Source organism: Paenibacillus sp. AK121, assembly GCF_019042715.1.
GTDB classification, from domain to species: domain Bacteria; phylum Bacillota; class Bacilli; order Paenibacillales; family Paenibacillaceae; genus Paenibacillus; species Paenibacillus polymyxa_C.
Map to the genome: position 1 here is coordinate 1 of NZ_JAHPJM010000008.1, position 26,365 is coordinate 26,365.

Annotated in this window: 28 protein-coding genes; 7 read left to right on the forward strand and 21 right to left on the reverse strand. The window is 43.6% G+C overall.

Going from position 1 to position 26,365, the window contains the following annotated elements; all coding sequences use genetic code 11:
- From KSP24_RS15560 to KSP24_RS15580, 5 genes are all read right to left on the reverse strand, one after another.
- A partial coding sequence (locus tag KSP24_RS15560; RefSeq protein ID WP_216975843.1) for an SDR family NAD(P)-dependent oxidoreductase occupies window positions 1-143 on the reverse strand: 143 nt, incomplete at its 3' end.
- Window positions 144-318: 175 nt separating this feature from the next.
- Window positions 319-783: an HAD-IA family hydrolase gene (locus KSP24_RS15565; RefSeq protein WP_230493779.1), complete on the reverse strand. Its 465-nt coding sequence runs from the start codon at window positions 781-783 to the stop codon at window positions 319-321.
- A gap of 179 nt (window positions 784-962) precedes the next feature.
- Complete coding sequence (locus KSP24_RS15570; RefSeq protein ID WP_216975681.1) at window positions 963-1,583, reverse strand: hypothetical protein; 621 nt, start codon at window positions 1,581-1,583, stop codon at window positions 963-965.
- Window positions 1,584-1,728: 145 nt separating this feature from the next.
- On the reverse strand, window positions 1,729-2,184 hold the full coding sequence (locus tag KSP24_RS15575; RefSeq protein ID WP_025676177.1) for a DinB family protein: 456 nt from the start codon (window positions 2,182-2,184) through the stop codon (window positions 1,729-1,731).
- Window positions 2,185-2,485: 301 nt separating this feature from the next.
- Window positions 2,486-3,373 carry an AraC family transcriptional regulator gene (locus KSP24_RS15580; protein ID WP_216975684.1) on the reverse strand — a complete coding sequence of 296 codons (888 nt, stop codon included), beginning with the start codon at window positions 3,371-3,373 and terminating at the stop codon, window positions 2,486-2,488.
- A gap of 109 nt (window positions 3,374-3,482) precedes the next feature.
- Between KSP24_RS15580 and KSP24_RS15585 the strand changes: the two genes are divergently transcribed.
- Window positions 3,483-4,385, forward strand: coding sequence for an EamA family transporter (locus KSP24_RS15585; RefSeq protein ID WP_216975685.1), 903 nt, complete (start codon window positions 3,483-3,485; stop codon window positions 4,383-4,385).
- 145 nt (window positions 4,386-4,530) lie between these two features.
- On the opposite strand, the gene KSP24_RS15590 is transcribed toward KSP24_RS15585, so the two are convergent.
- Together KSP24_RS15590 and KSP24_RS15595 are read right to left on the reverse strand one after the other, a co-directional pair.
- Window positions 4,531-5,580 (reverse strand): NAD(P)-dependent alcohol dehydrogenase, encoded by a 1,050-nt coding sequence (locus KSP24_RS15590; protein WP_165080216.1) that lies wholly within the window; start codon window positions 5,578-5,580, stop codon window positions 4,531-4,533.
- A gap of 80 nt (window positions 5,581-5,660) precedes the next feature.
- Window positions 5,661-6,830 (reverse strand): MFS transporter, encoded by a 1,170-nt coding sequence (locus KSP24_RS15595; RefSeq protein ID WP_216975687.1) that lies wholly within the window; start codon window positions 6,828-6,830, stop codon window positions 5,661-5,663.
- Between the two features lie 200 nt (window positions 6,831-7,030).
- Between KSP24_RS15595 and KSP24_RS15600 the strand changes: the two genes are divergently transcribed.
- The gene (locus KSP24_RS15600; RefSeq protein WP_025676170.1) at window positions 7,031-7,579 is read left to right on the forward strand and encodes a TetR/AcrR family transcriptional regulator; all 549 of its coding nucleotides are present in this window, start codon (window positions 7,031-7,033) and stop codon (window positions 7,577-7,579) included.
- A gap of 112 nt (window positions 7,580-7,691) precedes the next feature.
- Here KSP24_RS15600 and csaA read toward each other — a convergent pair whose 3' ends face one another.
- Together csaA and KSP24_RS15610 are read right to left on the reverse strand one after the other, a co-directional pair.
- Entirely contained in the window at window positions 7,692-8,024 is a 333-nt protein-coding gene (gene csaA / locus KSP24_RS15605; protein ID WP_165080212.1) for a chaperone CsaA, read from the reverse strand.
- A 59-nt stretch (window positions 8,025-8,083) separates the two neighbouring features.
- The gene (locus KSP24_RS15610; RefSeq protein WP_165080210.1) at window positions 8,084-8,986 is read right to left on the reverse strand and encodes a DMT family transporter; all 903 of its coding nucleotides are present in this window, start codon (window positions 8,984-8,986) and stop codon (window positions 8,084-8,086) included.
- Between the two features lie 158 nt (window positions 8,987-9,144).
- Here KSP24_RS15610 and KSP24_RS15615 point away from each other — a divergent pair, with 158 nt between their 5' ends.
- A complete protein-coding gene (locus tag KSP24_RS15615; RefSeq protein ID WP_025676167.1) occupies window positions 9,145-10,044 on the forward strand; it encodes an AraC family transcriptional regulator in 900 nt (299 codons plus the stop codon).
- 229 nt (window positions 10,045-10,273) lie between these two features.
- Here the strand turns inward: KSP24_RS15615 and KSP24_RS15620 are convergent, their stop codons facing one another.
- From KSP24_RS15620 to KSP24_RS15630, 3 genes are read right to left on the reverse strand one after another with little or no spacing between them, the layout of a single operon-like run.
- Window positions 10,274-11,026, reverse strand: a complete 753-nt coding sequence (locus KSP24_RS15620; protein ID WP_013369637.1) for an amino acid ABC transporter ATP-binding protein — start codon at window positions 11,024-11,026, stop codon at window positions 10,274-10,276.
- A 15-nt stretch (window positions 11,027-11,041) separates the two neighbouring features.
- A complete protein-coding gene (locus KSP24_RS15625; RefSeq protein ID WP_025676166.1) occupies window positions 11,042-11,701 on the reverse strand; it encodes an amino acid ABC transporter permease in 660 nt (219 codons plus the stop codon).
- A gap of 40 nt (window positions 11,702-11,741) precedes the next feature.
- Entirely contained in the window at window positions 11,742-12,509 is a 768-nt protein-coding gene (locus tag KSP24_RS15630) for an amino acid ABC transporter substrate-binding protein (RefSeq protein ID WP_058712441.1), read from the reverse strand.
- 318 nt (window positions 12,510-12,827) lie between these two features.
- On the opposite strand from KSP24_RS15630, the gene KSP24_RS15635 reads away from it, so the two are divergent.
- The 4 genes from KSP24_RS15635 to KSP24_RS15650 all read left to right on the forward strand — a co-directional run bounded on the left by KSP24_RS15635 (window position 12,828) and on the right by KSP24_RS15650 (window position 16,912).
- The gene (locus KSP24_RS15635; protein ID WP_216975689.1) at window positions 12,828-13,754 is read left to right on the forward strand and encodes an ABC transporter permease; all 927 of its coding nucleotides are present in this window, start codon (window positions 12,828-12,830) and stop codon (window positions 13,752-13,754) included.
- 1 nt (window position 13,755) lies between these two features.
- Window positions 13,756-14,706: an ABC transporter permease gene (locus tag KSP24_RS15640; protein ID WP_064962502.1), complete on the forward strand. Its 951-nt coding sequence runs from the start codon at window positions 13,756-13,758 to the stop codon at window positions 14,704-14,706.
- A gap of 182 nt (window positions 14,707-14,888) precedes the next feature.
- Complete coding sequence (locus KSP24_RS15645; protein WP_216975691.1) at window positions 14,889-16,532, forward strand: peptide ABC transporter substrate-binding protein; 1,644 nt, start codon at window positions 14,889-14,891, stop codon at window positions 16,530-16,532.
- A complete protein-coding gene (locus KSP24_RS15650; protein ID WP_216975694.1) occupies window positions 16,532-16,912 on the forward strand; it encodes a DUF3899 domain-containing protein in 381 nt (126 codons plus the stop codon). The genes KSP24_RS15645 and KSP24_RS15650 overlap by 1 nt, the downstream gene beginning before the upstream one ends.
- 246 nt (window positions 16,913-17,158) lie before the next feature.
- Here the strand turns inward: KSP24_RS15650 and KSP24_RS15655 are convergent, their stop codons facing one another.
- The 9 genes from KSP24_RS15655 to KSP24_RS15695 form a co-directional block, all read right to left on the reverse strand.
- Window positions 17,159-17,836, reverse strand: a complete 678-nt coding sequence (locus tag KSP24_RS15655; protein ID WP_064962505.1) for a vWA domain-containing protein — start codon at window positions 17,834-17,836, stop codon at window positions 17,159-17,161.
- A gap of 43 nt (window positions 17,837-17,879) precedes the next feature.
- Window positions 17,880-18,428 carry a hypothetical protein gene (locus tag KSP24_RS15660; protein ID WP_013369629.1) on the reverse strand — a complete coding sequence of 183 codons (549 nt, stop codon included), beginning with the start codon at window positions 18,426-18,428 and terminating at the stop codon, window positions 17,880-17,882.
- 336 nt (window positions 18,429-18,764) lie between these two features.
- On the reverse strand, window positions 18,765-19,865 hold the full coding sequence (locus KSP24_RS15665; RefSeq protein ID WP_216975696.1) for a toxic anion resistance protein: 1,101 nt from the start codon (window positions 19,863-19,865) through the stop codon (window positions 18,765-18,767).
- 95 nt (window positions 19,866-19,960) lie between these two features.
- Window positions 19,961-20,641, reverse strand: coding sequence for a hypothetical protein (locus KSP24_RS15670; RefSeq protein ID WP_058829016.1), 681 nt, complete (start codon window positions 20,639-20,641; stop codon window positions 19,961-19,963).
- A gap of 58 nt (window positions 20,642-20,699) precedes the next feature.
- Window positions 20,700-21,731, reverse strand: a complete 1,032-nt coding sequence (locus KSP24_RS15675; RefSeq protein ID WP_013369626.1) for an ATP-grasp domain-containing protein — start codon at window positions 21,729-21,731, stop codon at window positions 20,700-20,702.
- A 25-nt stretch (window positions 21,732-21,756) separates the two neighbouring features.
- A complete protein-coding gene (locus KSP24_RS15680; RefSeq protein WP_216975698.1) occupies window positions 21,757-22,584 on the reverse strand; it encodes an HAD family hydrolase in 828 nt (275 codons plus the stop codon).
- Window positions 22,585-22,586: 2 nt separating this feature from the next.
- Window positions 22,587-23,732, reverse strand: a complete 1,146-nt coding sequence (locus KSP24_RS15685; RefSeq protein WP_064962508.1) for a cysteine protease StiP family protein — start codon at window positions 23,730-23,732, stop codon at window positions 22,587-22,589.
- Window positions 23,729-25,075, reverse strand: coding sequence for a phosphoribosyltransferase family protein (locus tag KSP24_RS15690; protein ID WP_064962604.1), 1,347 nt, complete (start codon window positions 25,073-25,075; stop codon window positions 23,729-23,731). The genes KSP24_RS15685 and KSP24_RS15690 overlap by 4 nt, the downstream gene beginning before the upstream one ends.
- Window positions 25,076-25,127: 52 nt before the next feature.
- Entirely contained in the window at window positions 25,128-26,315 is a 1,188-nt protein-coding gene (locus KSP24_RS15695) for an HpcH/HpaI aldolase/citrate lyase family protein (RefSeq protein ID WP_040102024.1), read from the reverse strand.
- Between the last annotated feature and the right edge of the window lie 50 nt (window positions 26,316-26,365).

Consider the following 26,365-nt stretch of genomic DNA (forward strand, 5'->3'; position numbering starts at 1 on the left):
TTTACTGCTTCATCCAGTTCACGTTGTCTGCGTCCCGTGATAAAAACGTAAGCCCCTTCTTTTACGAACTGTTGTGCTGACGCGAGACCGATGCCGCTTGTACCTCCGGTTACAACTGCTACCTTCCCGTCAAATTTCCCCATTCTATTACACTCCTTTTATAATGATTTATATGGTATAGGATGCTCTGTCTGCTTCATGAACCTCCTATGAACGATAGTATGGGGGAAAAGTTACAAGAAAAACAGTACCCACTTTTTTGTGATATAGTCACCAAAAAGTGATAATTGAGGCGGCACAAGCGTTTGTTTTTACAGCCTAACAGATGGAAGTGAGCTCCATTAAGTTTGAGATTGTATATGTGCTTTTAATTTCTGCCGGACTTATTTGTCCGGTTCTGTTGACCCAACAGGTGTCAATGCCCGACTGAAGACCACCTTTGATATCCGTATTTAATGAATCTCCAATGACAAGCGCATCCTTTCTATTAAATTCTGAAATATGACTTATGACGTAATTGAAAAATTCTTCCTTCGGTTTTTGATAACCAATGCTTTGCGAATCAAAGATATCCTCGAAAAACTTATATAGCCCAGACTGCTTCAAGCGTTTGATTTGCGTGTAAGTGATACCATTCGTGATTACGAACATTCGATGGGTCTTTGATAAGCGATGACAGACATCCATTGCGCCTTCCATAAGCAATTGGTTTCCATCTCCCAACAATTCTCTATACAAACCTTCCCATTCCAAGCCGACCACGATTTCCCCCATTCTCAACATTGTAAAAGAGGGCTCCATTAATTACTCACCACATGATACCACGTATTTGAACTATCCTGCCCGTTAGCTTAATGATTCGTCATCAGTCTAGAATTTTATTTTCTTCTGATCACCGATAAAATAAAAAAAGCCGCTTAAATAGCGACTTTCAACAGGAAATGTCTATGTACATACTATTTTCAATCTTCCCTTTTTACCGGATAGCCTATTTCCTGGATGTCCTCTTCAAGATCAGCGAATTCTAATTCTTCATTTAGACCTTTAAGCATTTTCCCATCCAAAGGCTCTATATCGAATATTCGCTGTACGAGCGACCGGTCCAGTGAAATCTCGTAATACTCCGTTGCCCAAGCATAGTAATAATCCGCTTTGCCGTTTAAAACATGCAACAGTTTGTAGGCTTCGGCATCCAGTTCCTTACTTGCGGACCATGCCTGGCTGCCTTGCAACTTCCATGTGCAAAATGTGGTCACATCCATAATAAACGCTGGTTCCCTTAGAAATCCCTCAAATTCGTTAGGCACGCCTTGCAGCACATCATGTGGCCCATGCACCTGATTAAACCGCTGGTCAAACCCTTTGATGATCAGTCCGTTTAGCTGAAACAGCGCAAAATAGTGATCCCCTTCGCCGTCCCTCATCGATGCCATTTGTTCATTCTCATCCCAATGAGCGTTGTACGAATAATATCGGTATTCCCACTCCGGCATAAGGATAGCGTCCAGGATGGCTGCAGCTTGAAATATACGTCTGCTCTCCTCGATGTCGGGAAGTATGCCAATGAAGTTTGAATATGTCATGATCTATCTCTCCTCTACCCGGGCCTTCTTTCATAACATATCCATTATAAATCATAGATACTGGAAGAAGTGACAACAAAAAAGCCACGGTATCCCGTAGTTTCCTGCTGAGTAAGCCTCAAACCAGTTGAGCTATCGTTCCCCGTTAGAGCCTCGTGAATGTGATGTAATCGACTTGGGCAGGCTCTGCCGATTCGATCCGAAGTGCCCGGTTGATCTGTCCCCGGTGATATTGCCCATGTAAGAGGACCTGCGACAGGATGTCCCGGGCGGACGTTCGGAACGGAACCCCACTCTGATTCTCATAGTCAATCATCTCATCCAGCTCGAATTCCTTGAGCCCTTCGATATAGACGCGATATTGCTCAGCGTTTTCTTCGAACATCGTCCGAATCGCCGTCAGGTCTTCCGTTTCCTCCCACAACGAATATTGCGCGCTACCCTTGCCCTGCAATCGGTCCAGCCAGACTCGTTCCGCGACCGCAACGTGCCGAACCAGCTTCAGAAGGTCCTTGTTCTTCGTCTTACTCTCCTCGAGCGCGTCCAAGATGCGTCCGTCCGCCCAATATAGGTGGTCCATCATGCACTTGATTGTCTTCATTTCGGTCTCCCCCTCTTCTTTTCATCGATTACTTGAACCTAGTGTATCTCGTTAGTTTAGCGACTTCAAACTTTTAAATACTTATCACACGCCATACAGATTTGCCAATGAAGTTACAGACCTATCTATAACGTTTAGGAAAGGTTATTTGTGAGATTTGTAAAAAGTCGGCACCAAGTGGAACAAGAATGAAAAGTGAATCAAAAAATCAGTGAGTATATGAGAGGTGCTGAAGAATAAGCGAGTCAACTTCCCTACACTCCGCAGCAGCGTTCATCCATGGATATCAAAGCCCTACTTATCAATCATCCATTTTTGATCTTTTGTAGGCTAGTGGTGTCATATTCATCGCTTTTCTGAATCTTTCTATAAAATAGCTCGTACTGTTAAATCCGACCTTATAGGCAACTTCTGTAACGTTGGATTCTGCTTGTTGCAGTAAGACTAAACTTTTTTGAATCCGATAATCCATGACATAATTCAACGGAGTTACCTTTAAAATTCGTTTGAAATATCGGCAGCACTCCGAACGGCTCAATTGACCCGCTTTTGCAATATCATCTAATGTGACTTTTTCAGCATAATGCAAATAGATCCAATTTAACATTTGCTTGATCCGTTGACTCTTTACCATTTCCATCTGGTCGTATTCTAATTGAAAGCCATTAATGACTAAGTTTTTCCAAATCAGTGTTAAATGCATGGTAATATCCATCTCAAAGTATGGTGATTTTTGTTGAATATATTGATTCATTTTCAAAATGGCATCTAAAATGTTTTTACCCCAGAGCTCATTAGAATCTATGTATACATAAGGTAAATTAGTCGCTTGAATATAAGGAGCTACGTAGGGTGTGTAAAGCTCTTGTGATAAAACGAAATGAGGAGAAACATTTAGACAGATATAGACGCAACCCGATTCATTCTTATCTTCCGCCATGTGTAGGCAGCCACTATTTATAAATAACCCATCACCTTGTCGTACGATTCGTTTATCCTCATTTATTTGAAAGATCGCTTCCCCTTTTTCAACCAAAACAAATTGAATTTCATCATGCCAATGAAGTGGTACATATCCATGTATATTTTGGTTAATTGTTGTTTCATAACACGCCACCGGTAGTACGACCGTCCGATGCTCAGTTAGTTCTTTTAGGTTTTGGTCAATCATGAAATTTTTTATTTGCAAATCACCACAACCTCAATATATTTATATTTTATCATCAAATTCAAGTATAATTTAAAATATTTTTCACCTATTATAACACTATTATTATATTTCAAGGTGGAGAATATTCATGGATAAATCAACTAGAAGAACAGGATTATTTCTTGTTATCACAGGAGCTATATTCTGGGGGATCAGTGGGACCGTTGCAAAAAAACTTTTTCTACAAATCGATGTAAATTGGCTTGTAACAACACGCTTGCTCATAGCTGGTGTTTTACTCTTGGCCCTTCAATTTTTAATAAAAGACCGTGCACAAATATGGGGTGTATGGAAAAATAGAAAGACCGCTTTCCAACTCATTGTCTACGGTTTGGTTGGTATGCTAGCGGTTCAATATACGTATATGGCATCCATTCAAAGTGGTAATGCCGCTGTTGCGACATTATTACAGTATTTAGCACCTGTAATGATTATCATCTATTTAGTTCTGCGAAAGCACCTGGTCTTCACACAAAAGGATCTGTCAGCTATTTTCCTGGCTTTAGTGGGTTGTTTTTTCTTGTTAACAAACGGCTCTATTTCTCAACTATCCGTTCCGAAGATCGCAATCGTGTGGGGTCTTTTATCAGCAATAGCCCTGGCTTTTTATACCTTATATGCAATTCCTCTTTTGAAGCAATACGATTCCCTGGTTATTGTGGGTTGGGCTATGGTCATTGGCGGTTTTGGATTAAGCTTAATCCATCCACCCTGGCAGATAGATTTTAAAAGCTTGACCCTAGAAACCTATTTATATCTAGCATTCGTTATTATATTCGGCACAATGATCGCATTTTGGTTCTATATAGAAAGCTTACAAAGCCTTTCACCAAAAGAAACAAGCTTTCTAAGTAGTTTGGAACCACTTGCTGCTGTTTTAACAACTGTATTTTGGTTAAAAGAGCCCTTTGGTTTTTTCCAATGGATTGGTGTATTATGTATCATCGGACTGATCTTGTTATTAGCATTCAATAAAAAGCCTTCTTCATAAACCCTGCCTTCATGTCTACGTTATGCACCGGTCCCTCAGGCTGAATCAAAGCTACTAACCTCAATCTTGAATATGGTTTCTCCCATTAAGTAAAAGAGGCACATCAGTGTAGATGTGCCTCTCTCATTTTGCCTAGAATCATTCGTTATTCATTCTCCATCGTGCTGATGTCGATCACAAATCGATACCGTATGTCTGAAGCTAGTACTCGCTCCCAGGCTTCATCAATCTGGTTAGCCGAAATAACCTCGATCTCTGGAGTGATAGAGTGTTCAGCGCAAAAGTTAAGCATTTCCTGCGTTTCGCGGATACCACCAATCATCGATCCAGCAAACGACCGACGATGACCGATAAGAGATAAGACTTGAACAGGCAATGGCTCCGCTGGCGCACCAACATTGACCAATGTACCGTCCAGTGCCAGCAATGAAAGGTAGGCGTTAATGTCGATTTTCGCGCTGACCGTATTCACAATCAGGTCGAACGAACCGGCCAGTTTCTTAAACGTTTCCGGATCGTTCGTGGCATAATAATGATCCGCACCAAGCCGCAAACCGTCTTCTTTCTTATTCAATGTTTGTGATAAAACCGTAACCTCTGCCCCCATGGCATGAGCAAGCTTTACAGCCATGTGTCCAAGCCCGCCAAGTCCAACAACAGCTATCTTTTTGCCAGGAGCGGCTCCCCAATGGCGCAGCGGCGAATACGTTGTGATGCCGGCACACAGCAAAGGAGCAGCGACATCAAGCTCTATACCATTAGGAATGCTAACTACGAAGTCTTCAGTTACGACGATGTGAGAGGAGTAACCACCTTGCGTATATTGCCCGTATCTGTCGTAGGCTCCATAGGTGCCCGTATTACCATTTAGACAATACTGCTCTTCTCCCTGATGACAGTTAACGCACTCTCCGCAGGAGTCAACCATACAGCCTACCCCCACTCGGTCGCCAACGGCAAACTTTCTGACCTCCGAACCAACCTGGGTGACAATTCCGGCAATCTCGTGCCCTGGAACGAGCGGATAGTTCACCGGTCCCCACTCGCCGCGAGCTGTATGAATATCAGAGTGGCAAATACCAGCGTACTTAATCTCAATGAGGACATCATGGGGCTGGAGATCCCTGCGTTCTATCGTAGTCAGTTTGAATGGACCTTCTGGACTGAATGTAGCGCGTGCATTAGTAGTTATCATCGTTATAACCTCCTGCAATTCATGAATTATTGGTTATTTTAATCGTGTTACTTATCCTATTTAAACATGGAGACAATTCCTTATCTTGAAAGTGATCGAGTGAGAGTAAACATGTAGTTTCTTAGTAAAATGGCTACAAAACTTAAAACCAATGATAGTAGTCCCACAAATATGACGTATTGTGTACCCATTTCTGCTATAAAGAATCCACCGACTGTGGCACCAAATGTTACTCCCAAGTTAGCAGATGTTAAAAATAATCCATTAGCGAAATCAGGCGCTTCAGGAGTTGAAGACGTCATCAAATATTGATTCATATTCCCCCCGAAACCGGCTAATATTCCCCAAATTAATGTTATGATCGCCATGGGTACGCTAAGCTGTCCTGTGAAGAACATAATGATGTAAACAGCTCCCAGTACAAAAGGGAAAGATACGACAGATTTGATCGCACTATTAATAAGTAGCTTTCCTGCGACTACATTTCCAATAATGTTGGCTCCACCGTATATAAACAACATTAAGCTAATTGTATTCGAAGACATATTCGTAACAGTTTTCAAATATTCAGCAAAATAACTGTAAACACCGAATATTGCTGAGTTCATTAAAATAACAGTCACAATGGAAAGCCAAGTAGCTGGTTTTTTTAATACAGATAATTGTGCTCCGTAAGAAAGTCTTTCCTCAACAGGCATCGATGGTACAAATAGTAATGTAGCGATAAATACCATAATGTTTACGGCAGCAAAGAATACCATCGACATCTGTAAAGAAGCAGCACCTGCAATCAAACTTGCGATTGGTACACCGATTACCATACCGGCAGATACTCCAATAAAAACTTTCGAAACAGCTTTTGGAGCTTCTTCCTGACTAACCGAGGCCGCTGCTACAGTAAATGCCAATGAACAATATACAGGATGAAAAAGTGCAGGTACTACACGAGCGACAAGTGCAATCGTAAAATTAGTCGTAAAAATTGAGACGACATTCCCTAAAACGAAAACACCAAGCACAAGTAACATGACCTTTTTCCGATTTATACCCGAAAACAATAAAGGGAAGATGGGTCCAGACACTGCAACCGCAAGTGCAAAAGAACTTACCAACCATCCTGCTGTTGATGCACTCACATGAAAGTGTTCAGCAATGGAGGGCAATAAGCCGATCACCCCCATTTCGGTATTTAAAATGCCGAAGACTCCTATGGTTAATATAAATACAAGTAAATTTTTCTGATTAACCAAAATCAAGGTTCCTCTCTTCACTTTTGAAATTACCTATACAACACGAAGTTGATAAGCAAAGCACATTGTTTAATCAACTCATGTCTATTATTATATGATTAAGAAGCGTAAAAACAATGGTTAAAAATCCGCGATATGTTGATATATCAACACATGAATCAAAAGTGTTAATTATCGCAGAAGGCTAGGTGACATTTTCGATGACCAAAGTGGATCGGAGAATTCTTAAAACTCAAGAATCCTTGAAAAAAGCTGTTATTGAACTGATGACTGAAAAAAACTTTGATGAGATTACCATTCAGGATATTGCGGACCGGGCAAATGTAAACCGCGGAACCATTTATCTTCATTATCAGGACAAATATGATTTATTGGATAAACTCATAGAGACACACCTTAACGAATTAGGGGAGATGGATAAGTGGGCATGTGAGTTGGATTGGACCGATGCTCTTGTACCTTACTTTGAATATTTTAAGGAAAATTATTTATTTTTTTCGACCATGTTAGCAAGTAAAGGGACACCATCATCTTTTAGAACTCGGCTTTTTGCCTCTTTTATTGAAGGATTTAAAGGTGAGATCGACAGAGAAAGCAGCAGGAATACTGAATTAAGTGAAGATGTTATGTTGCAATATGCTGGAAACGCCTATGTAGGAATAATTGAGTGGTGGATTCGGAATGGAATGCCATATCCGCCGCAAGTTATGGCCAAACAAATCGGGGTTTTGTTAGAGAGAAGTCTATAGTTTATAACAAGAGCGTACTGCATAATTTGCCAGGACGCTCTTGAACTGTAATCATATTTTTCCATTCAGCTGTAATTCAACCCAGCTTGATGAATTAAACAGGAACGAATTATCACCCAATAGGTGTTCCATCAGGCAGTTTAATATCTGGTTTCAATAGAACCACGTCCCCCTTCTCGGGGATTCCTCCAAGGACTAATACTTCTGAATTAAAGCCTGCTATCCGTCGAGGAGGAAAATTGACCACACCTATGATTTGTTCCCCTATAATCTCTTCAGCCACATATCTTTTTGTAATTTGTGCACTCGATGTTTTTATTCCAATATCTTGTCCAAAATCGATTTCAAGTTTAATAGCAGGAACTCTCGCTTCTGCAAAAAACTCAGCTTTAATTATAGTTCCAACCCGAATATCGAGTTTCAAAAAATCATCAATCGTTGCCATGTAAACATTCTCCTCATCGATTGTATTCTTAAAAATTTCGCGATAATCAGTAAACAATTTTAATATTTTGCAACTGTATACTTTAAGGATTTTGCCCAAAAATACATCCCCATACCGAATAAAGTCATGATTCCACCTATGAATTGAAATGCAGACATGATTTCTCCTAAAAATAAGTAGGCGAGAAGTATGGCGAGAACCGGCTCTCCAATAATACCCACTGACACAGTAGTTGCCCCCATTGACTTCAACAGCAGATTAAAAATATATTGACCAAAAATAGTTGGAATTACTGCAAGTAATAAAAAATACGTCCAATCCGACGAGTCATATTCGGTCAAGGAATAATGATTCACCAAATTGTAGACTAGCAGGACACTGCCGCCAAGAAAAAAAACAATCACACTATAAAAATTTGCATTTATTTTGTGACTTACCTTCTGTCCTGCCAGCATATAAGCTGAAATCAAGATTGTTCCTAATAAAGACAACCCATCTCCGATTAGTGCCTCTTTCGAAGTCCCAATGTCTCCCCAAGCTATAATGATTGAACCGATAAGAGCAGCGATCAAACAAAAAATAGTGAATAGGCTTGCTCGTTCTCTAAACATAAAGTAGGAACCAATCATTACAAATAAAGGCTGTAAGGATAAGATGACCATGGAGCTCGCAACTGAGGTATACACCAAAGATTCCATCCAGAATAAGAAATGTAACCCGAGAAAAAGACCAGCCATAAAAACGGTACCCCAATCTTTTTGGGTCATTTTTATGGAACGGAGCATTTTCCAGGGTACGAAAGGAAGCATTAGTATGACTGACATATACAATCTATACATTCCAGCCACGGAGGTTGGAGTGTCTGAGGATTTTATCATGATGGAAGAGATGGAAACCGACAAAATACTGATGAACAGCAAAAAGTATGGATGCAAGGGTAGAGACGTTTTATTTATTTTCATAATGATCCTCTCAGTTGTTTTTGAGCAATTCTCTGTGCACAGAAAATTTGAATAATAAACTGAACTGAGTATAATAATATCACCGCTTTTATTTATTTTGTGTAATTATATCTTTTATTTATATAGGAATATCGTCATAAGAAAGGACCTTCATTTCAATGGAAAAACAATTGCACGAGACCATTCTCTATCCCGATGTTTCATTTCCATACATCATGTACACCCATACAATTCAGGAAAGTTTTCCTAAAGGTAGAGGATTTAACGATTTACATTGGCATGAAGAACTACAGATCACTTTGGTTACTAAAGGAAAACTAGTTATACAAGTGAACGGAATTGATCATGAATTAGACACAGGCCAGGCCATTTTAATTAATAAAGGTGTTCTTCACGTTACTACACAACTTTCACACAACGGTCAATATGTCAGCTTTAATTTCCCAGAGAAGCTGCTGGCCTTTTATGCAGATAGCGCGATGGAAAAAAATTATGTACTGCCTTATACAAACTCTTCTTTAGTGTCACTAGTAATTAAGGGAGATGTTGAATGGCAAATTCAAATACTGCAAATGCTTTGGGAAATGAAACAGAAGTTTGATATGAAAAAAAAGTGGGGTTGGGAATATGAGGTATCCATCAAAACGGCACAATTATGGTTAATCTTAATATCTAATATTTCTCTTTCTTCTGAGGAAGCACCTAAATACGTGAAAATACAACAGGAAAGACTTCAATTGATGCTTAGCTTTATCCATCAAAACTACACAAACAACATAACACTACAAGAAATTGCCGCTATAGCACATTTAAGTGTTTCAGAATGCACTCGTAGTTTTAAGCGAACCATTCATATGACACCTTATGATTATTTGATCAAATATCGCATCAAGAAAAGCAGCGAGTTATTAACCTCCACACAATATACCATAACTGAAATAGCCCACAAAGTGGGCTTCAATCATGTAAATCACTTCATTCAGTCTTTTAAAAAACACTATAAAAAAACACCCAAAGAATTCCAGAAATTCAGAAATGATTTTATGATTAAGGAATGAAGTAGCCAGTATTTTGAACTGCAAAAAAGGAGATAGCGCTCGCCCTCTCCCTTGCTCTTCCTACTTACACTTCCTGCTTAAAAACATAGTACTTACACAGGTGGTCGGTGAGCGGAGCGGGCAGAATTGTTCTGAAGAAGCGGAGCGTTCGCCGTTGCAACAGCGATCGGAAGAATAATCTGCACGCGTAGCGCCTCCCCGACATACTCCCAAACAAACAACTATGTTTTTAATCCCCCACCCGATTCAAAAACACCTTCGTCCGCTCCAACTGCGGATTGCCAAAAATCTGCTCCGGTGTACCGGATTCCGCAATTTCTCCATTGTCCATAAAAATGACGCGATCTGCCACGTCTCTCGCGAAATTCATTTCGTGGGTGACGATGACCATCGTCATATGCTCCTCAGCCAACTTTTTGATCACTCGCAGTACCTCACCTGTCAGCTCGGGGTCAAGGGCCGAGGTTGGCTCGTCAAACAGTAAAATATCAGGGTTCATCATCATTGCCCGGGCAATCGCCACCCGCTGCTTCTGTCCCCCCGACAATCGGGACGGATACGCATCCGCTTTGTCCGCCAAGCCGACTTTAGCCAGCAACTCGGCGCTCTGGCGTCGCAACTCAGCCTTGCTCACCTTTTTCACCAGCTTTGGAGCCAGTTCCAGATTATCCTGCACCGTCAAATGAGGGAAGAGATTAAAATGTTGAAACACCATGCCCATTCCGGTAGTAATGCTCTTAATGTCGCCTGCCGGAGCATAGTGACCGTTTTCCACCAGGGCTTTATCATGGATGCGAATCGTCCCGCCCGTCACATCCTCCAGATGCACCAAGCTGCGAAGCATGGTACTTTTCCCTGAACCTGAAGGACCGATGACAGCTACAACCTCGCCCGACTTCACGTTAAAGCTCACTCTTTTCAGAACGTCGAGCTGGCCGAATGATTTTTTCAAATCGGTTACTTCTATTGCGTTAGTGTTCATATCCCGACATTCCTTTTACTCGAATTTGAAACGTTTTTCCAGTGCTCTGAAGAATATCGTAAGCACCAAAGCCATCAATAAATAAATAACTGCCGCTACAACATAAGGCACAATCGAGAAATCACGGTTTACAGCCGTATTGGCAAAATGCAAAAGTTCCGGTACTGCTACCGCATACAGCAAAGCCGTATCTTTCACCAGGGTCGTCGCCTCATTGGTTACCGCAGGCAAAGCAATCCGTACCATTTGCGGCACGATGACTCTAATCAACGTCTGCGACTTGCTTAAGCCCAGCACTTGCGAAGCCTCGTATTGCCCTTTATCAATCGACAACATCCCGCCTCTAAAAATTTCTGCAAAATAAGCTGCATAATTCAGTACAAATGCCAGTACCGCAGCCGTTGTCCGGTCCAGTACCAGATATTCCCCAATGACAGGCAACATCGGCAGACCAAAACAAAAGAACAATAATTGCAGCAAAAGCGGCGTGCCTCTTATAACATAAATGTACGTGTGCATCAGCCAGGCAATAGGCTTAAACCGACTTTTGGCCAGCAGCGTAACGATAAACCCAAGCGGAATAGACAAGATGAGCGTAATGAAAAATAAAATAACCGTCATCTGTGCCCCTTCAAGCATAGGCTTCATAATTCGTAAAATATATTCCATACTCATAACCTTCGACTCCTAAACCCTTAGTTCATTACATTACGTATTAATTTAATACTTTATCTTCACCGAACCATTTTTTTGAAATCTCAGCCGCTTTTCCGTTCTTGTGCAGCTCATCCAAAGCAGATTGCAGTTGCGTCAACAGCTCTTCATTCCCCTTTTTCACGCCGATGCCATATTCCTCAGGAGCCAGTGATTCATCAAGCAGCTTATACGTCCCTTGTTCCTTGGACATATAATACTTGGCAACAACTTCATCAATGACAACTGCATCCAGGCGACCCGTTTTCAGATCTGTCAAAGCAAGAACGTTATCCGGGTACTCCGACACTGGCTTCAATTTACTTTTGATCGGATTCGCATCCAGTGCGTCGGCTGCTGAGGACAACGTTTGGAGTCCCACCGTTTTGCCCGCCAGATCAGCCAGTTTGGAAAGACTGGAGGTAGCCGGAACGACAATGACCTGACTGTTTTTCAGATATGGTTTTGTGAACAGCACCTTTTCCTTACGCTCATCTGTAATGGTGTATCCATTCCAAATGAGATCAATACGTCCACTGTTCAGCTCGGATTCTTTGGCAGACCAGTCGATCGGCTGGAATTCCACTTGCTTGCCCATTTGTTCCCCGGCCGCCTTTGCATAATCAATATCAAAACCGGTCAGCTCATTATTTTCATCTCTAAAGCCCATCGGCGCGAATTTATCATCAATTCCAATAATCAACTTGCTGTTATCCTTACCGCCGGAACATCCGGCCAACACGATCATAATCAAACCAATCATCATCGTAAACATGGCTGCTTTTCTCATTTTATTCCCCTCCAACAATGGTGACCCCCGTATTCAAGAACAGGTGGCAAACGCTTTAGTTCGTTAACACGTTATCAGAGTATCATCATAACATACCGCAGGATACTCGTCGAGAGGAATCAGCGGATTCTTAGCCTTATAAAAATGGAAAACTTGTGACGAAAATTTGACCTGTGTTTTATAATGTAAAACCTTACCTTGACATGATACCTTATCCGTTTTATCATTTCCTAGTATTCTTATATACTTTTATTTATTTTAAAAATTCAACAACAATAGAATGAAAATCAGCTTGATAGACAGGAGAAATATAGTCCCATGTACATTTTAAAACGTCTTTTCACGATGCTCATTACGTTATGGATTATCGTCACTTTAACGTTTATTATCATGCACATCATTCCGGGTGATCCGTTCTCGAACGATTCCAAGACCATTCCGGAGGCTGTATTACAAAACATGCGTGCCAGGTACAATCTGGACAAGCCGCTCGCTGTGCAGTATGTATTGTATCTCAAAAATCTGCTCGTGCTGGATATGGGTCCGTCTATTCAATCGAAAACAACCGACGTAAATATGCTTATCGCCAGAGGCTTTCCACCTTCTGCACTGCTGGGTATTCAATCCATCGTGGTTGCGATTATAGCCGGTATTTCACTCGGAACATTGGCTGCTTTACACCATAATCGACCACTGGATTATATTTCAATGTTTATCGCCATTGTGGGTATTTCCGTCCCCAGCTTCATATTAGCGCCATTGTTAATCAAGTATGTTGCCGTCAAATGGCATCTGCTTCCGGTCGCCTCATGGGGAACCTGGCAGCACACGGTGCTTCCATCGCTAGCTCTCGCTGTTTCACCTCTTGCTGTTATCGCCCGTTTTATGCGGACAAGTATGCTGGAAGTCATGCATGAGGAATACATACGCACCGCCAAAGCGAAAGGGTTGTCCTCTTGGGCAATAGTCATTCGTCACGGACTACGCAATGCATTAATTCCGGTCCTGTCCTTTGTCGGACCGCTATTCGCTTCCGTGATTACAGGTACCTTTGTCGTCGAAAAAATATTCGCCATTCCCGGCATCGGTAAATATTTTGTAGACAGTATCTTTAACCGGGATTATCCAGTCATTATGGGTACGACCATTTTCTACAGTGCCATTCTGGTCGTTACCTTATTTTTAATTGATATATCCTATCGACTTGTCGATCCGCGAATCAAATTAGTCAGCAAAGGAGATTAACATGAAAGCAGCACCTACTGTCGAAAAGGACAGTCTGTTTAGTCTTGTAGACCGCAGCCAGATACCCACCCCCACGTTGACCAGACCCCAAGAGTCACCATGGCGGGATCGGCTTCGCAGACTTTTTAACAACAAGCTTGCTCTGTTGGGGTTTTCTCTACTTATCATTATTATTGTGCTAGCAATTGTCGGACCTTCCATGGTTCCTTATGCACCCAGTGATCAATCCCTTTTGAAAACGAATCTCTCTCCTTCGAAAGAGCATTGGTTTGGCACGGATGATCTGGGGAGGGACGTATGGGCACGGACATGGGCCGGAGCTAGAATTTCACTTATGATTGGTTTTGCTGCTGCTGCCATTGATTTGGTGCTTGGCATTCTCGTCGGCTGTGTAGCTGGTTATTGTGCGGGACATGGTAAAACGGGCGACCGAATCGATAATGTCCTGATGCGTATTATTGAAATTTTGTACAGCATTCCTTATCTGCTGGTCATCATTCTGTTGCTCGTCATTATGAAGCCCGGCCTGCTCACGATGATTATTGCTCTATCTATTACCGGATGGGTCGGCATGGCTCGGGTGGTACGTGGGCAAATCCTACAGCTCAAGCAGCAGGAATATGTGCTGGCCGCCCGCAGCTTGGGGACATCTCATTCACGCATTATTTTCAGGCATCTGCTGCCGAATGCAGCGGCCATCATAATCGTGAACCTGACGTTTACTATCCCGTCGGCTATCTTTGCCGAATCGTTCCTGAGTTTTCTCGGTCTGGGGATTCAGTCACCTTCAGCAAGCTGGGGAACAATGGCCAACGACTCGCTCGGCGTTATTTTAAGCGGTCAATGGTGGCGCTTATTCTTCCCCGGTCTGATGATATCGCTCACCATGCTGGCGTTCAACACACTTGGAGACGGGCTTCAGGATGCACTTGACCCGCGTTCACAGCATTAACAACACAGATATCCAAATTGGACAAGGAGGGGTGTCACCATGATCCGCAGCTTCTCGCCTAACCGCAGAAAAAACGGCAGTTCCTTTATGGAAGTGTGCACACGCGGCATACCTGCCGGAAAGGAGGTTGAATAAATCCCGGCTGATCGTTTAACTAACCATAATAATGGAGGAAAACCACGATGAAAAAAATGCATTGGATGACGATCATCTTACTTTTAGCCGTAACGGCTTTGGCAGGATGCTCTGGCACTGCAGACAAGACAGCAAGCAACGACCCGTCCGCTGCGTCTCAAGCAGATGTCCCGCAAGAAATTACAGCCAATCTGGCAGGTGGCGAGCCTTATACGCTGGACCCTGCCTTCGCATCAGATACAACGTCCTATTTTGTCATTGATAACCTGTATGAAGGGCTGTATACATACGACAAAGCCGGTAAAATCGTAGAAGGTTCTGCCAGCAAAGTAGACGTGTCTCCTGACGGCAAAACATACACCTTTACCATTCGTGACGGCGCAAAATGGTCGAATGGTGACCCGCTGACAGCTAAGGATTTTGAATACTCCTGGAAACGAGTCCTGAATCCGAAAACGGCTGCCTACGATCCTTCTGCCCTCTACTATATCAAAGGTGCCGAAGCGTACAACACAGGCAAAGGTAAAATTGAAGATGTAGGTGTTACAGCTAAAGATGATAAAACGCTTGTCGTTGAGCTAAAATCACCGCTGAGCTTCTTCCCAACGATTGCTGTCGGTCACGCCTATTTACCCGTGAACCAAGCTGTTGTGGAGAAAAGCGACAAATGGGCAGCAGAAGCTAACACGATTGTCGGCAACGGCGCGTATGTAGCCAAGGAATGGAAACATAACGAGCAAATTACGCTGACGAAAAACGATCAATACTGGAACAAAGATGCCATTACAATGGCAACGATTAACTTTAAAATGGTTCAAGACTCCACAACCTATTATCAAATGTACAAAACAGGCGATCTGGATCTGATCTTGAGCCTCCCTGTGGATACACTGGATCAGGAAAAGAGCAGCAAGGAATTCCTGTCGCACCCATCCTTCAGTGTGTACACGTATTCTTTCAACGTAAAACAAAAGCCATTTGACAATAAAAAAATCAGACAGGCCATTGCCTACGCCATTGACCGTGAAGCACTGGCTACCAACGTAACCAAAGGTGGCGAAACTCCTGCATACGGCTATGTTCCATACGGAACGACAACACCGTCTGGCAAAGACTTCCGTGATGAAGCGCCGAAAAAATACTATGAGTTTGATGCAGCAAAAGCAAAACAATTGCTGGCTGAAGGACTGAAAGAAGAAGGTTTGACCAAGCTGCCACCGATCACCTTCAAGTACAACACGTCGGACAAGCATAAAAAAGTAGCTGAAGCCATTCAAGAAATGCTAAAAACGAACCTGGGCGTTGAAGTGACGCTGGAAAATCAGGAATGGAAAACATATATTGATACCTTTAAACAAAAGAACTTCCAGATCGCCCGTATGGGTTGGGAAGGAAACTTCCTTGATCCGCTTGGCGTATTGGGACACTATACTTCCAAAAATTCGAACAACTTTACCAACTGGAGCAACCCGGAGTATGACAAGCTGATCGAATCCTCAACCTTTGAGCTTGATCCGGCAAAACGCTTTGAACAGCTTCATCAGGCAGAAGACGTATTGATGGAAGATCTGCCGATTATTCCGATCCAGTTCTCTGCGGATACCGCATTAATCAGCCCTAAAATTCAAGGCATCGTATTTGATGCTCGTTCGAACCCAGATCTACGTTTTGCAAAACGGGTCGAAAAATAATGATTTTACGTTTCGGGATCACTGCCCTGATTGTCGGTACCTTAGGATTTTTATACGCCGCACCCCATCTCATGTATGGTCGTGAAAACCTGGCTACCGCAAATCTGCTATTTCTGTTAGGATTGCTGGGCTTGGTGATTGGTGCGATCTTCCATGTTCTGCAAAGTGGCTTTCTCACCCTCTTTCTGCGGGGATTTGCCGACATCGGGCAGTTGTTCATTCGTCAATCCAAGGCATTACAGGAAGAAAATGAACGTTTGCGTTCCGATGAATCTCTGTCTGCCTGGAAAACATCCATGTTCCGCCACCTCAAGGTATATACTTCGGGGTGCGGGACGGGACTTTTACTTTGCTCGATAGTATTAATGGGGATGAGTTAAGGAAATGAGAAGCTTTCTTGCGGTTGGTGGACGCTGCGCGTGCAGATTGTTCTTCCGAACGCTTCGCTTCTCCAGAACAATTCTGCCCGCTCCGCTAGCAACCGCCATAATGCTTCTATACGTTTTAGTGATTGGTAAAATGAAAAGAGAGAGTTCCGCAAAGCGTTTGCTAGCAGAGCTCTCTCTTTTTTCATTTTTTATATTAACTTTGAAAAGTTTCTCATAGTACTACAAGACTTATTAGTCTTAATAAATGCGCTTTTCCTTCGCTTCTTGCAGCCATGACGGGAACTCGTTAAGTAATAGTTCGTACAGTTGATTGTCTTCCATAGATTCGATATCTTGTATTTGAAAGAAATTGGCGTTATCTACCACTCGGCCTTCTATGTTGTCGAGCTTTTTTAATACGCCAAAATCAGATTCACCCACACCGATAAATTGCCAGAAAATTGGCTCTCCTGATGAATCAATGACTGCGTTGTCAATATTGTCCCCTTTGCCACGCTTCACACCGCCATCATTAATAAAAATAACAAAAGCCGGATCTGAAGAGGGTTCTTCCTTGGTGTACTTGGCGATGACATCGCGCATCACTGGAGGCTCATCATTTCGACCAAACTTGGGCAAATAATCATTGGACAAAATATGTTTTTCAACATAGTTGTCAACGTCATTTTCGGTAACGGATGGCAACCGTGAAAAACGGTGATCATACACCCATACATCCAGTACACCATCATCATCCAAAGAACTTGCTACCGCAACAATTCGCTCCAACACTTTTTGAACGGTACCATTTTTGTACAAACTTCTCATAGATCCTGAAATATCGAGCACTAATCCAACTCTCGCGGTCACATTCGTTAGATTCTTTTTAGTCAGTACCAATTGCGCATTCTTTTTAAGTAAAGAAATACCGCTCATGTTCCCCACGCTCCTCTATGATGTTTTCACTAGTCCATCTAATCTACCATCTGCGTCGTCGCTCGTCGCCACTTAGGGGAAAGTCGCTCAATTCTCCGAGTTGGTCATGTGCAGCCTTATAAATGCGGAGGATAGCTTGCACCTTGTTAAAATCATTGTCTTCCGGTCCGAATCCTTCCATATACATCCTTTGGATGATGTTTTGGAAAAAATCGATACGTTCGCGGACAGAATCCTGCTCGATTTGCAGCACATCTTCAAAGCTGTGTGTCTCAGCAAATTCAGACAGCTCATCAAATTCCTGTTCCTGATATCGCTCTCCCCGAGTTTCGGGATTGAGGTCAATAGAGGTACGCAGGGTTGACAATAAAATATTTTCGCGTGCCAGCATGACATGAAAATCTTTGTTCTTAAACAGATCTGTAACGATCAGACGGCACATTTCCTTGTTCTGCAACAGAATCCCATCAAAGGGATGCAGCGTCCACACACCGTAATTAAAAAATAAATTAAAATTGAAGCTACTGCTCCCATACTGATATACAATGTTGATTTTCGATTCATCGATGATTTCAAATGAAAATTCCAGCATGCATTCTCCTTTGGGATTCCAATATTTAACTCTATCCTATCAGAAAATGCATGATTTTCAATAAAAAATTTTATTTCACAGTTTCATTTAACTCCACAATAGAGTCTGCTTTTTCGCTACTGGCAGCCACGAGTAAAAAGACAATCACACACCCTAAAATAAAGGACATCATACACTCGTTCTCTCCTTTGTCATTTCACTTTTTAAGAGTTTATGCACGAGAATACTATATATGTTCATCATGTCCTTTATTGTCCACTGCCAAACCAAAGAAAGACGCCCTTGGGTCTCACCCTGGCGTCTTTTTTCATAGATTATTATATTATTGTATAATAGCTAGTTCAAAAACGAACTTAGACCCTCAGAAGAATGGTTATCCTTCAGTGGTTTGGATTGTTCTTTCCCTTCGATGCCCAAACGTTGGCTAAGGTTGGTATTGATTGCTGTCATTTTACTTGTATAATCATGGCAGCTTTCAATAATCCGACGGTTTGATTTTTCAGACAGATCCAAAGCAGATACCAAATCGCCAATCGCCTGATTCACAGCTTCCAATGACATCGATGGCTTGCTAAGCAGATCTGTCGTTCTTTCGGTCGTCGTTTTGAGAAGCTTTGCATTTTCCTTGAATTGATCCTCAATCGTACGGTTAGTCGCATCAACGGCTGAAATAATTTTATCTTGATCGGCCAGTGCCATCGCGATCATAGCCGATACGGTGATTAGATTCGATGTTTTATCAATCGCATTATTGACAGAATCAATCAGTTTATCATTGTTATCATTAATAATATCCGTTGCTGCAATCGCCTGATTGTATAACAAAATCATTTCAGTCATCGACTGTGTGCGAGTAACCACTTTGCGCAATCCCCGCTCCAGATGAGGCTTACGATTTTCATTTTCCGGCTTGGCAATCTCGGTTTCGAACAGCTCTTTCAAGCGATTACCAAAGGCAATTTTCGTCTGTAAATTGTAGATTTCTTCAATGGAAGCCTTCTTCAACTGTCTCATGCTGACGATATTCTCTTCCAGATTATCCTTACCATCTCTCAAGGCAGTAATGATTTTCTCGATGTTCGTCTTCACCGACTGATACTTGTAGATATAGTTTTTCAACGGGCTTTTACGCAGGAGCTTGCCAAAAAAACCTACATCTTTACTCTGCTGAAGCGTTTCGCATTCATCTCGGAGTTTTAAGATCATATTCGAGACCTCAGCCCGATCACCGGACATGAGGTCGTTTACCGGACGATCCAACATTTTAAGGGTTTGTCCCGCCCGTTCCTGCGTTTTAACCCCCAGCTTACCAATGTCATCCATTAAGGTATCCAGACTCATAACATCGCTTTGCGATACCTTTTGAATCAGCTGCGAAGCCTCCTCAGTCACCTTTTGTTCATCTTCTTTTCTCAATTCAGCCCATGGGGTCGCCATCATGCTAACCTCCTATTCTGAAAACAACTGTTGCTGAGAGCTAATAGTTATTGTTCAGAGCAGCTATGCTGCTGATTTTTATTCTTTAAAGTAACCTACAGTTCGGAACTGCTGTATCGCTGGTGAATAAGCTCTGCTTTGCTCTGTAATTCCATCAGATCCTTATGCTCCACCGTGGATACAATCACAGATATTTTGCTATCCACATCTCGCAATCCGTTTAGTAGCGTCCTCCGGTTGGTCCGTTTCGCATCGCCACTAAGCCGAAGAAACGGGTTAATCAGTCCGTTCAAGTCCTTCAAAATCAATCTCCGAACCGTGTGATTCACTTCACTGTTGTTCAATTCATGCAAAAGCGGGATGACCCGCTGCAAACGTGCAAATAGAGCCAGCGCCTTCTCGACAATCTCGTTATCTAGCGCATCTTTCTGTCCCTCGGAGATCACCATATCCTCCAGTACCTCCAAATACTCCATCACCTGAGCAAATTCACTGCTCACCTGATCTGGTTGACGTACTTGTCCTGTTATAGACTCCGGTCGAACGGCATCTTCCTTTTCATGCTGCTGTGTCTCACCGACCTGCTCCTGCACCACCGGAATCACGGAACCAGTCAGATTAGGTCGAGGATGGCGAACAGCCATGATAAGGCTGTATCCTCCCAGACCAATGATCGGAATCGCCAAACACACAAACAACGGCAACCAAGAACTTAGTAAAAGCGCAATCAGGTAGCTGACCACAGCAATCGTGGCACCCCACATTTTAGAAGTCATAGCTTGTACCTCCTGACGTAAACCCTTACCATATTGTAGAAAACAATATTTGCCTATGTCAATGTAAGGATTGGCGTATCGTGATCGGCTGCTCGATATGACTAGCTAGAATGTCGTATTGCGGGTGTAGTGAACCGATTTCATGACCCAAAGCCGATTTCACCGCCAGGTAAGGGAAATTGATACCTGACAAGCATGATACATGAAGACCTCCCGACATCCGTGGATTGATCTCTAACAGCTTAGCCCGCTCGCCGTTATATTTCACTTGAATGTTATAATTGTACGGAATGTGATACGCCTCAGCGACCTTCTCTGCCACCTTCAACAGTTCAGAATGCTGCTCCAGTAGCCGTAATCGCCCTCCTGCCTTCCTACGCGGAACTGCTGCTAACAATTTTCCCTTTCGGTCAGCCAAGCAGTCGATACTGTATTCGTATCCCTCCAGCAGTTCCATCACCATCAAATTGGGAAACGTCTCTGTGGAAGACAATACGCGATAGGCCTCCTCGAACGAAATATGATTCAGCGCATGACCGAACAGTTCCTCCAGTGGATTGCGTTCATTATCGATGATACGAAAGCCCATTCCGCCTTCTGCATTACATGGCTTGAAGCATACCTTGTGCCCAAGCGCTATTAATGACTCATACGCCTGTCTAAACTGCTCGGCATTACTGGCAATGGCATAATCGGGAATGGTGACAATATCTTTTTGACGAATGGATTCATAAAATAGGTCCTTCTCCATCAATTGCTCCAGCAGTTCGGTATCCCGGCACACCATTACTTCTGTACCAATATCGTCGAACAAATAAAGATGCTTGCTAATATCGAGCATATTCCACCGTGGAATAAAGACATCAATTTCATGTCGCCTGCAAAAATCAGCACAAAACTGTGCATACTCGACACCGCTCGTGCGCGGCTCTACTTCAGCTACATCACTGGCCTGTAGTGCCATGTGCTGCGGATCCGAATGTGTGGCATAGATCTCGAACGGAATACCGTCCTCATTGTTACGAATAGCGTTCATATAATGATACACCACCGAAAACCAGCGGTTAAAATACACTTTGACCTTCTTCACAGCGCCACGTCCCCTACTATTTTAATCATGAAGTACGAGCCGCTGATATGCTCCCGTGCACTTCATAGACATATTCCATAATTTCATCCGCTGCATAAACCCCCGACACTTCCGTAAATCGGTAGTTGACCTCTAGCTTATCCCGCAGCTGTTCCCGATACAATTCACCATGACGCGGGGCAATCGCATAGTCAGCATAATCCAGCAGACAACGGTCCAGTAAAGAGTCACCGGATGCAACCACAGCTCCCCCATTGGTAAGGTTGCGGATATGCTCGACAGCCGCCTGTTTATTCACGGCCGAAGGCACCAGATATACTTTACGGCCTTGAATGGATACCTCCCAGCCCATTTCATGCATCATCCGCGCCTTCTCCAGCACCTGTTCCAGCGGCATACGATCCCTTTCAATCACGAAAGCATAAAATAGTTCATCGCAAAAACGTTCGCTTACGACCCAGTCCTCATGCAGCACCTGTCCGAACACCTGACGTGCTTCTTCCGCATGAGCACCATCGCGGCGTACTTGTTCGTGAATACGCCGATTCCACTCTCGGTCCACCTCGCCTCCGACGATGATGTTTCCGCCATTACTCGTCACGGCATATGCGGGAATCAGCTCCGTCTGAAACACGGTGATTCGTTTATACTGTTCCATGGTCCGAGTCGTCACAGGCATAAACATGACATCTGCCGGTAATGTCTTGAGCCATTGTAAAGCTTGCGCAGAAATAAAGGCCGACGTCGCCCCGTCGATCTGTTCCGCAGGCAGCAGACCAGAGGACTCCAGTGGCACGCCAAGCGAACGTTTGGAGTAAATCAGTGTCTGATCCAGATCACTTGCGTAGATCATTCTTATCCCCCTTTAAGCGGTTTGATGATCCCGCAACAGGAATAGGTCAATCCTTCAAATACCTCTACAGGCACTCCACGATCTTTGGCCAGCAGCATAATATGCTGAAGATTCGGATTATCTTCACGGTCAATCAGAATTTTCCACGGCACCCTGCGGAGCAATACGCGAGTCGTCTCTCCTACTCCCGGCTTGACCAGATTGATATCCCGAATACCAAATGCCTGCTGAATCGCCTCAATATCCCGTAAGCCCTGCCACGTCACGACAGGCGGATTCAATGTCATCTGTTCCGCATGTGCAACCGCCGCTTCAGCCACGGTTTGAAAGTAACCGGATACTGTATCCACAAACGTATTGGATTGATCCACTGAACGCCAGGATTCATAAAATTTAGCCCCATGAAAATCGTCCGGACCTATCAGATCATCCCGAAGTACCGTCCGGCTCATCAGACCCGACACGGTCGAATTTAGGCAAGCGCTCGGGATCAAATAATCTTCTCGTGTACCAAAGGTCTCCGAGCAGCTGCCTGGATCAGCCAGCACTGCCAGATCATCATTTAGGCGTAGCCCGTAATCTGCATTCATTTCACGGCAGGCCTCGATCAACACCTGACGAATGGCGCCTTTCCCCGTCCAGCCATCGACAAACTGAAGTTCAATCCCCAGTCCATGCTGCTGTAAAATGTACAAAATAGCATTCCGGTCAATACCTTTGCCACGAATAATAGAAATACTGTAATGCGGCAAGGATACGCCATACTTCCAGTCAATATAACGCTTGATCAGGATGCCAATGGGCGTTCCCGCTCTGGCAAGAGAAACAATCGCCGTGTTCAGACCTCTTTTTCTCACAATCATCTCAGCCACAGAAGCTGCCGCTAATGCAACCTTTTGGGCAGATTGGGCAAGCGTTTCGTGAAACAATCCAATATACTCTGCTGTGGGCTGGTATTCCACAGGCAGCATTTCTGAATAATGGACTCCAGACTGTATCGCCTCTTCCCGATCCTCCGTCCCTTTTTCCAACGCAACCCGGCTCAAATCTTTCAATAAAAAAGTGACATCCGAGGCAGGATAACTGCCTAGCGGTACGGGCGGATGAATGTTCTTCTGCTGTATTTGCTCCATGAGTGCTTGCTTCATATCCGCGCTCCTTTACTCTCCTGCATAGTTAAACTGTTAAAATAAACGACATGCACTTTATCACAGCCCAGACAGCTCAATGCATCCAGCATGGGCTTCATTCGCTCTGGGTCCGACTCTCTTTCCAGCAAAACGAATATTTCGTCATACTGACCGGGCTCTACATTATAAATAAAATTGCGTACCGTACTGTCCTCAGGCGAGGGATAGGTCACACCACAAGCGACGCCATACTCTTCTTCCCGGTGGGGATACACCGGGCTGCGTGTCGTCGATTGGTAATAAACATCCGGGCCTAACTCCGCAGCAATGCGCATAGGAATGTACATGAATTCACCCGTACCCATTACCAGTGTGCGTTGCCCTGAACGAAGTTGGTTCAGTCGTTCAGCTGTACGCGTGATTTCTGCATCCAGCGCTGGGTTATCAGCGGATTGTAGACCAAAACGACCTGTATATTTAAGATAAGGAGTTGTATTGGCGTATCCGTCGGTTGATAGGGAGCTATGTGATACTCGCTCAAAAGCGGAAGCATCCTTTTCAAGACAGTGGTCAACTACTCCAGAAAAATCTTTGTTAACCTCCGCAGTACTAGTGGCTGCATGCTCAGCGTTTCCAGTCTGTCCGGCATATTCTGTGTGGTCCAGTATCGGTGCTCCCTGTATTTCTATCTTTCCTTTGAGTAAACTTAGAGGCGTAATCCTAATACCTAGCTCTGCTTCCAGATCGGCAAAAGCCTGCTCATCGCTGTCTGTCCGCCAGTCCAATAACGAAGCTATCACATATTGTTTGCGCGGAAAATGCTCCTGAATATCCCGTATAATATTAAGCGTTGTTTTTCCTGTCGTAATCTCATCATCTACCAGCACAATGGGTCCATCTCCGGCAAAAGCATCCTCATTCAGTGCATAACAACGATGATCAACAGCGTGCGAATGCTCTTCTTCAAACCGAATAATAGGCCTAAGGCCCGGAATATCCTCGCGTGTCGTATGAATATATGTAGCACCGTTATCAAACAACCGATACATGCTGTGCCCCAGTGCTGTAGCCGTCTCGGCAAAACCTACAAACTTAATTGGCTCTGGAAAAGCAAAAGCCAAACGTTCATCCATCAGCTTTTCATAGGCCTCTTTCGCATAATTCGAATCAAGAAGTCCTCTCACGGCCTCTCTAATCAGTTTATCCATTTGTTGTCCTGACTGTGGGACAAGCTCTTTATATAGCAGGATTGCCAGTGCTGCCCCACTTAACAGAGAGGTGTATGGATTTACCGGAATATGCTTACCCAGCACCTTGCTGACAAACAAAAACGAACGCTTTTTGTTGACCCGTGCCGCCATCGCAAACAGCTTATCCACAGGAAGACGGAATGGATTATGAGTCTCCGTAATTTTAACGCTGAACTGCTCCAGAATTGGCAGCAGATGTGTTTTCGTGGTTGGGTAAGAGACTGACAAAATGTTGTTGTTCATGTAACACCCCGTATACTTTAGATCTATTTATAATACGATAAGCCCAATTCAAATGAGGCTTAATTTCATTCATTTTGTTGGCATAGGTGCTCTTGAATACACCCAGACTACCGTCGTTACGTTCAACAATCTCAAGTGCATCCATATACTCTTCATGAGTCACCGCATACATGGCCTGTACCGGCTTAATGTGGGACGGATGAATGATCGTTTTGCCGATAATCCCATTCTCTTTATCCATCATAACTTCGCGAATCAGCCCATCCACTGCATCTGAGATGAAGTCCATTCGCAAGTAGCGCCCCGGCTTCCCAAATGCGTCTTCAAAAGGCGACACTCTTAATTGAGGTTTAAAGATACGTTCCCGGTGAGAGAAATATTCCCATACAGGACCGGAAATGACATAGTCCGAGTCCACGCGCCCGAACAAGTTAATAATATCTGCGATGCAGTCCCGAATGACGGCAATCTCATAAATCGTAATATCCGGGCTGCGTCTCAGCCCATACAGACTGGAGAAATCAGTGGCCCCAATTCTTACATTCAGCACATATTCCTGAACCTCGTCCAAAATTTCTTTAATCGCCAGCAGCTCTTTCCAACGGGTTTCCCGATAAATAATTTTAGAGCTTTCAAGAATCGGCAATCCATACAACACAGGCGTGCGGCTTGCGTCTCCTGCCCCTGTATGCATAGTCCGGTTATATTCAGCAATGAGTGCAAAATACGCCCGTCCATTATCAGAGGAGAACTTGGGGAGGACAAAGCCCGTAAGCAGCTCCAGGGTTTCTCCCAAACTGTTCAGCAGTCGTTCCAGCTGTTCCACAGATCGCACACGTACAAACAGCAAAGGTAATTGCTGTTCACTCATCATCCCTGTCCGTACATAGGACAATAGTTGAAGCAGTTGCTGTGCCAGCGATTCTTCAGCCTGTCCGACCTGCTGATCCCCTATAGCATCCTCCAAATCCAGAATGACCGTTGTTAGTCCTTCATGCTTTCCATTCTTGATCTCTTCCGCTACTTCCAAGCGAGTCGCCGGCATGTACAAAGCCGCTCCTATGGCATAAGCCAATATACTTTTGGGTGAACGGTTATGAAACTCCATCGGTGGAGTACAAAAGATCGCTTCTACTTCCTCAGAGGTTAAATCATTAA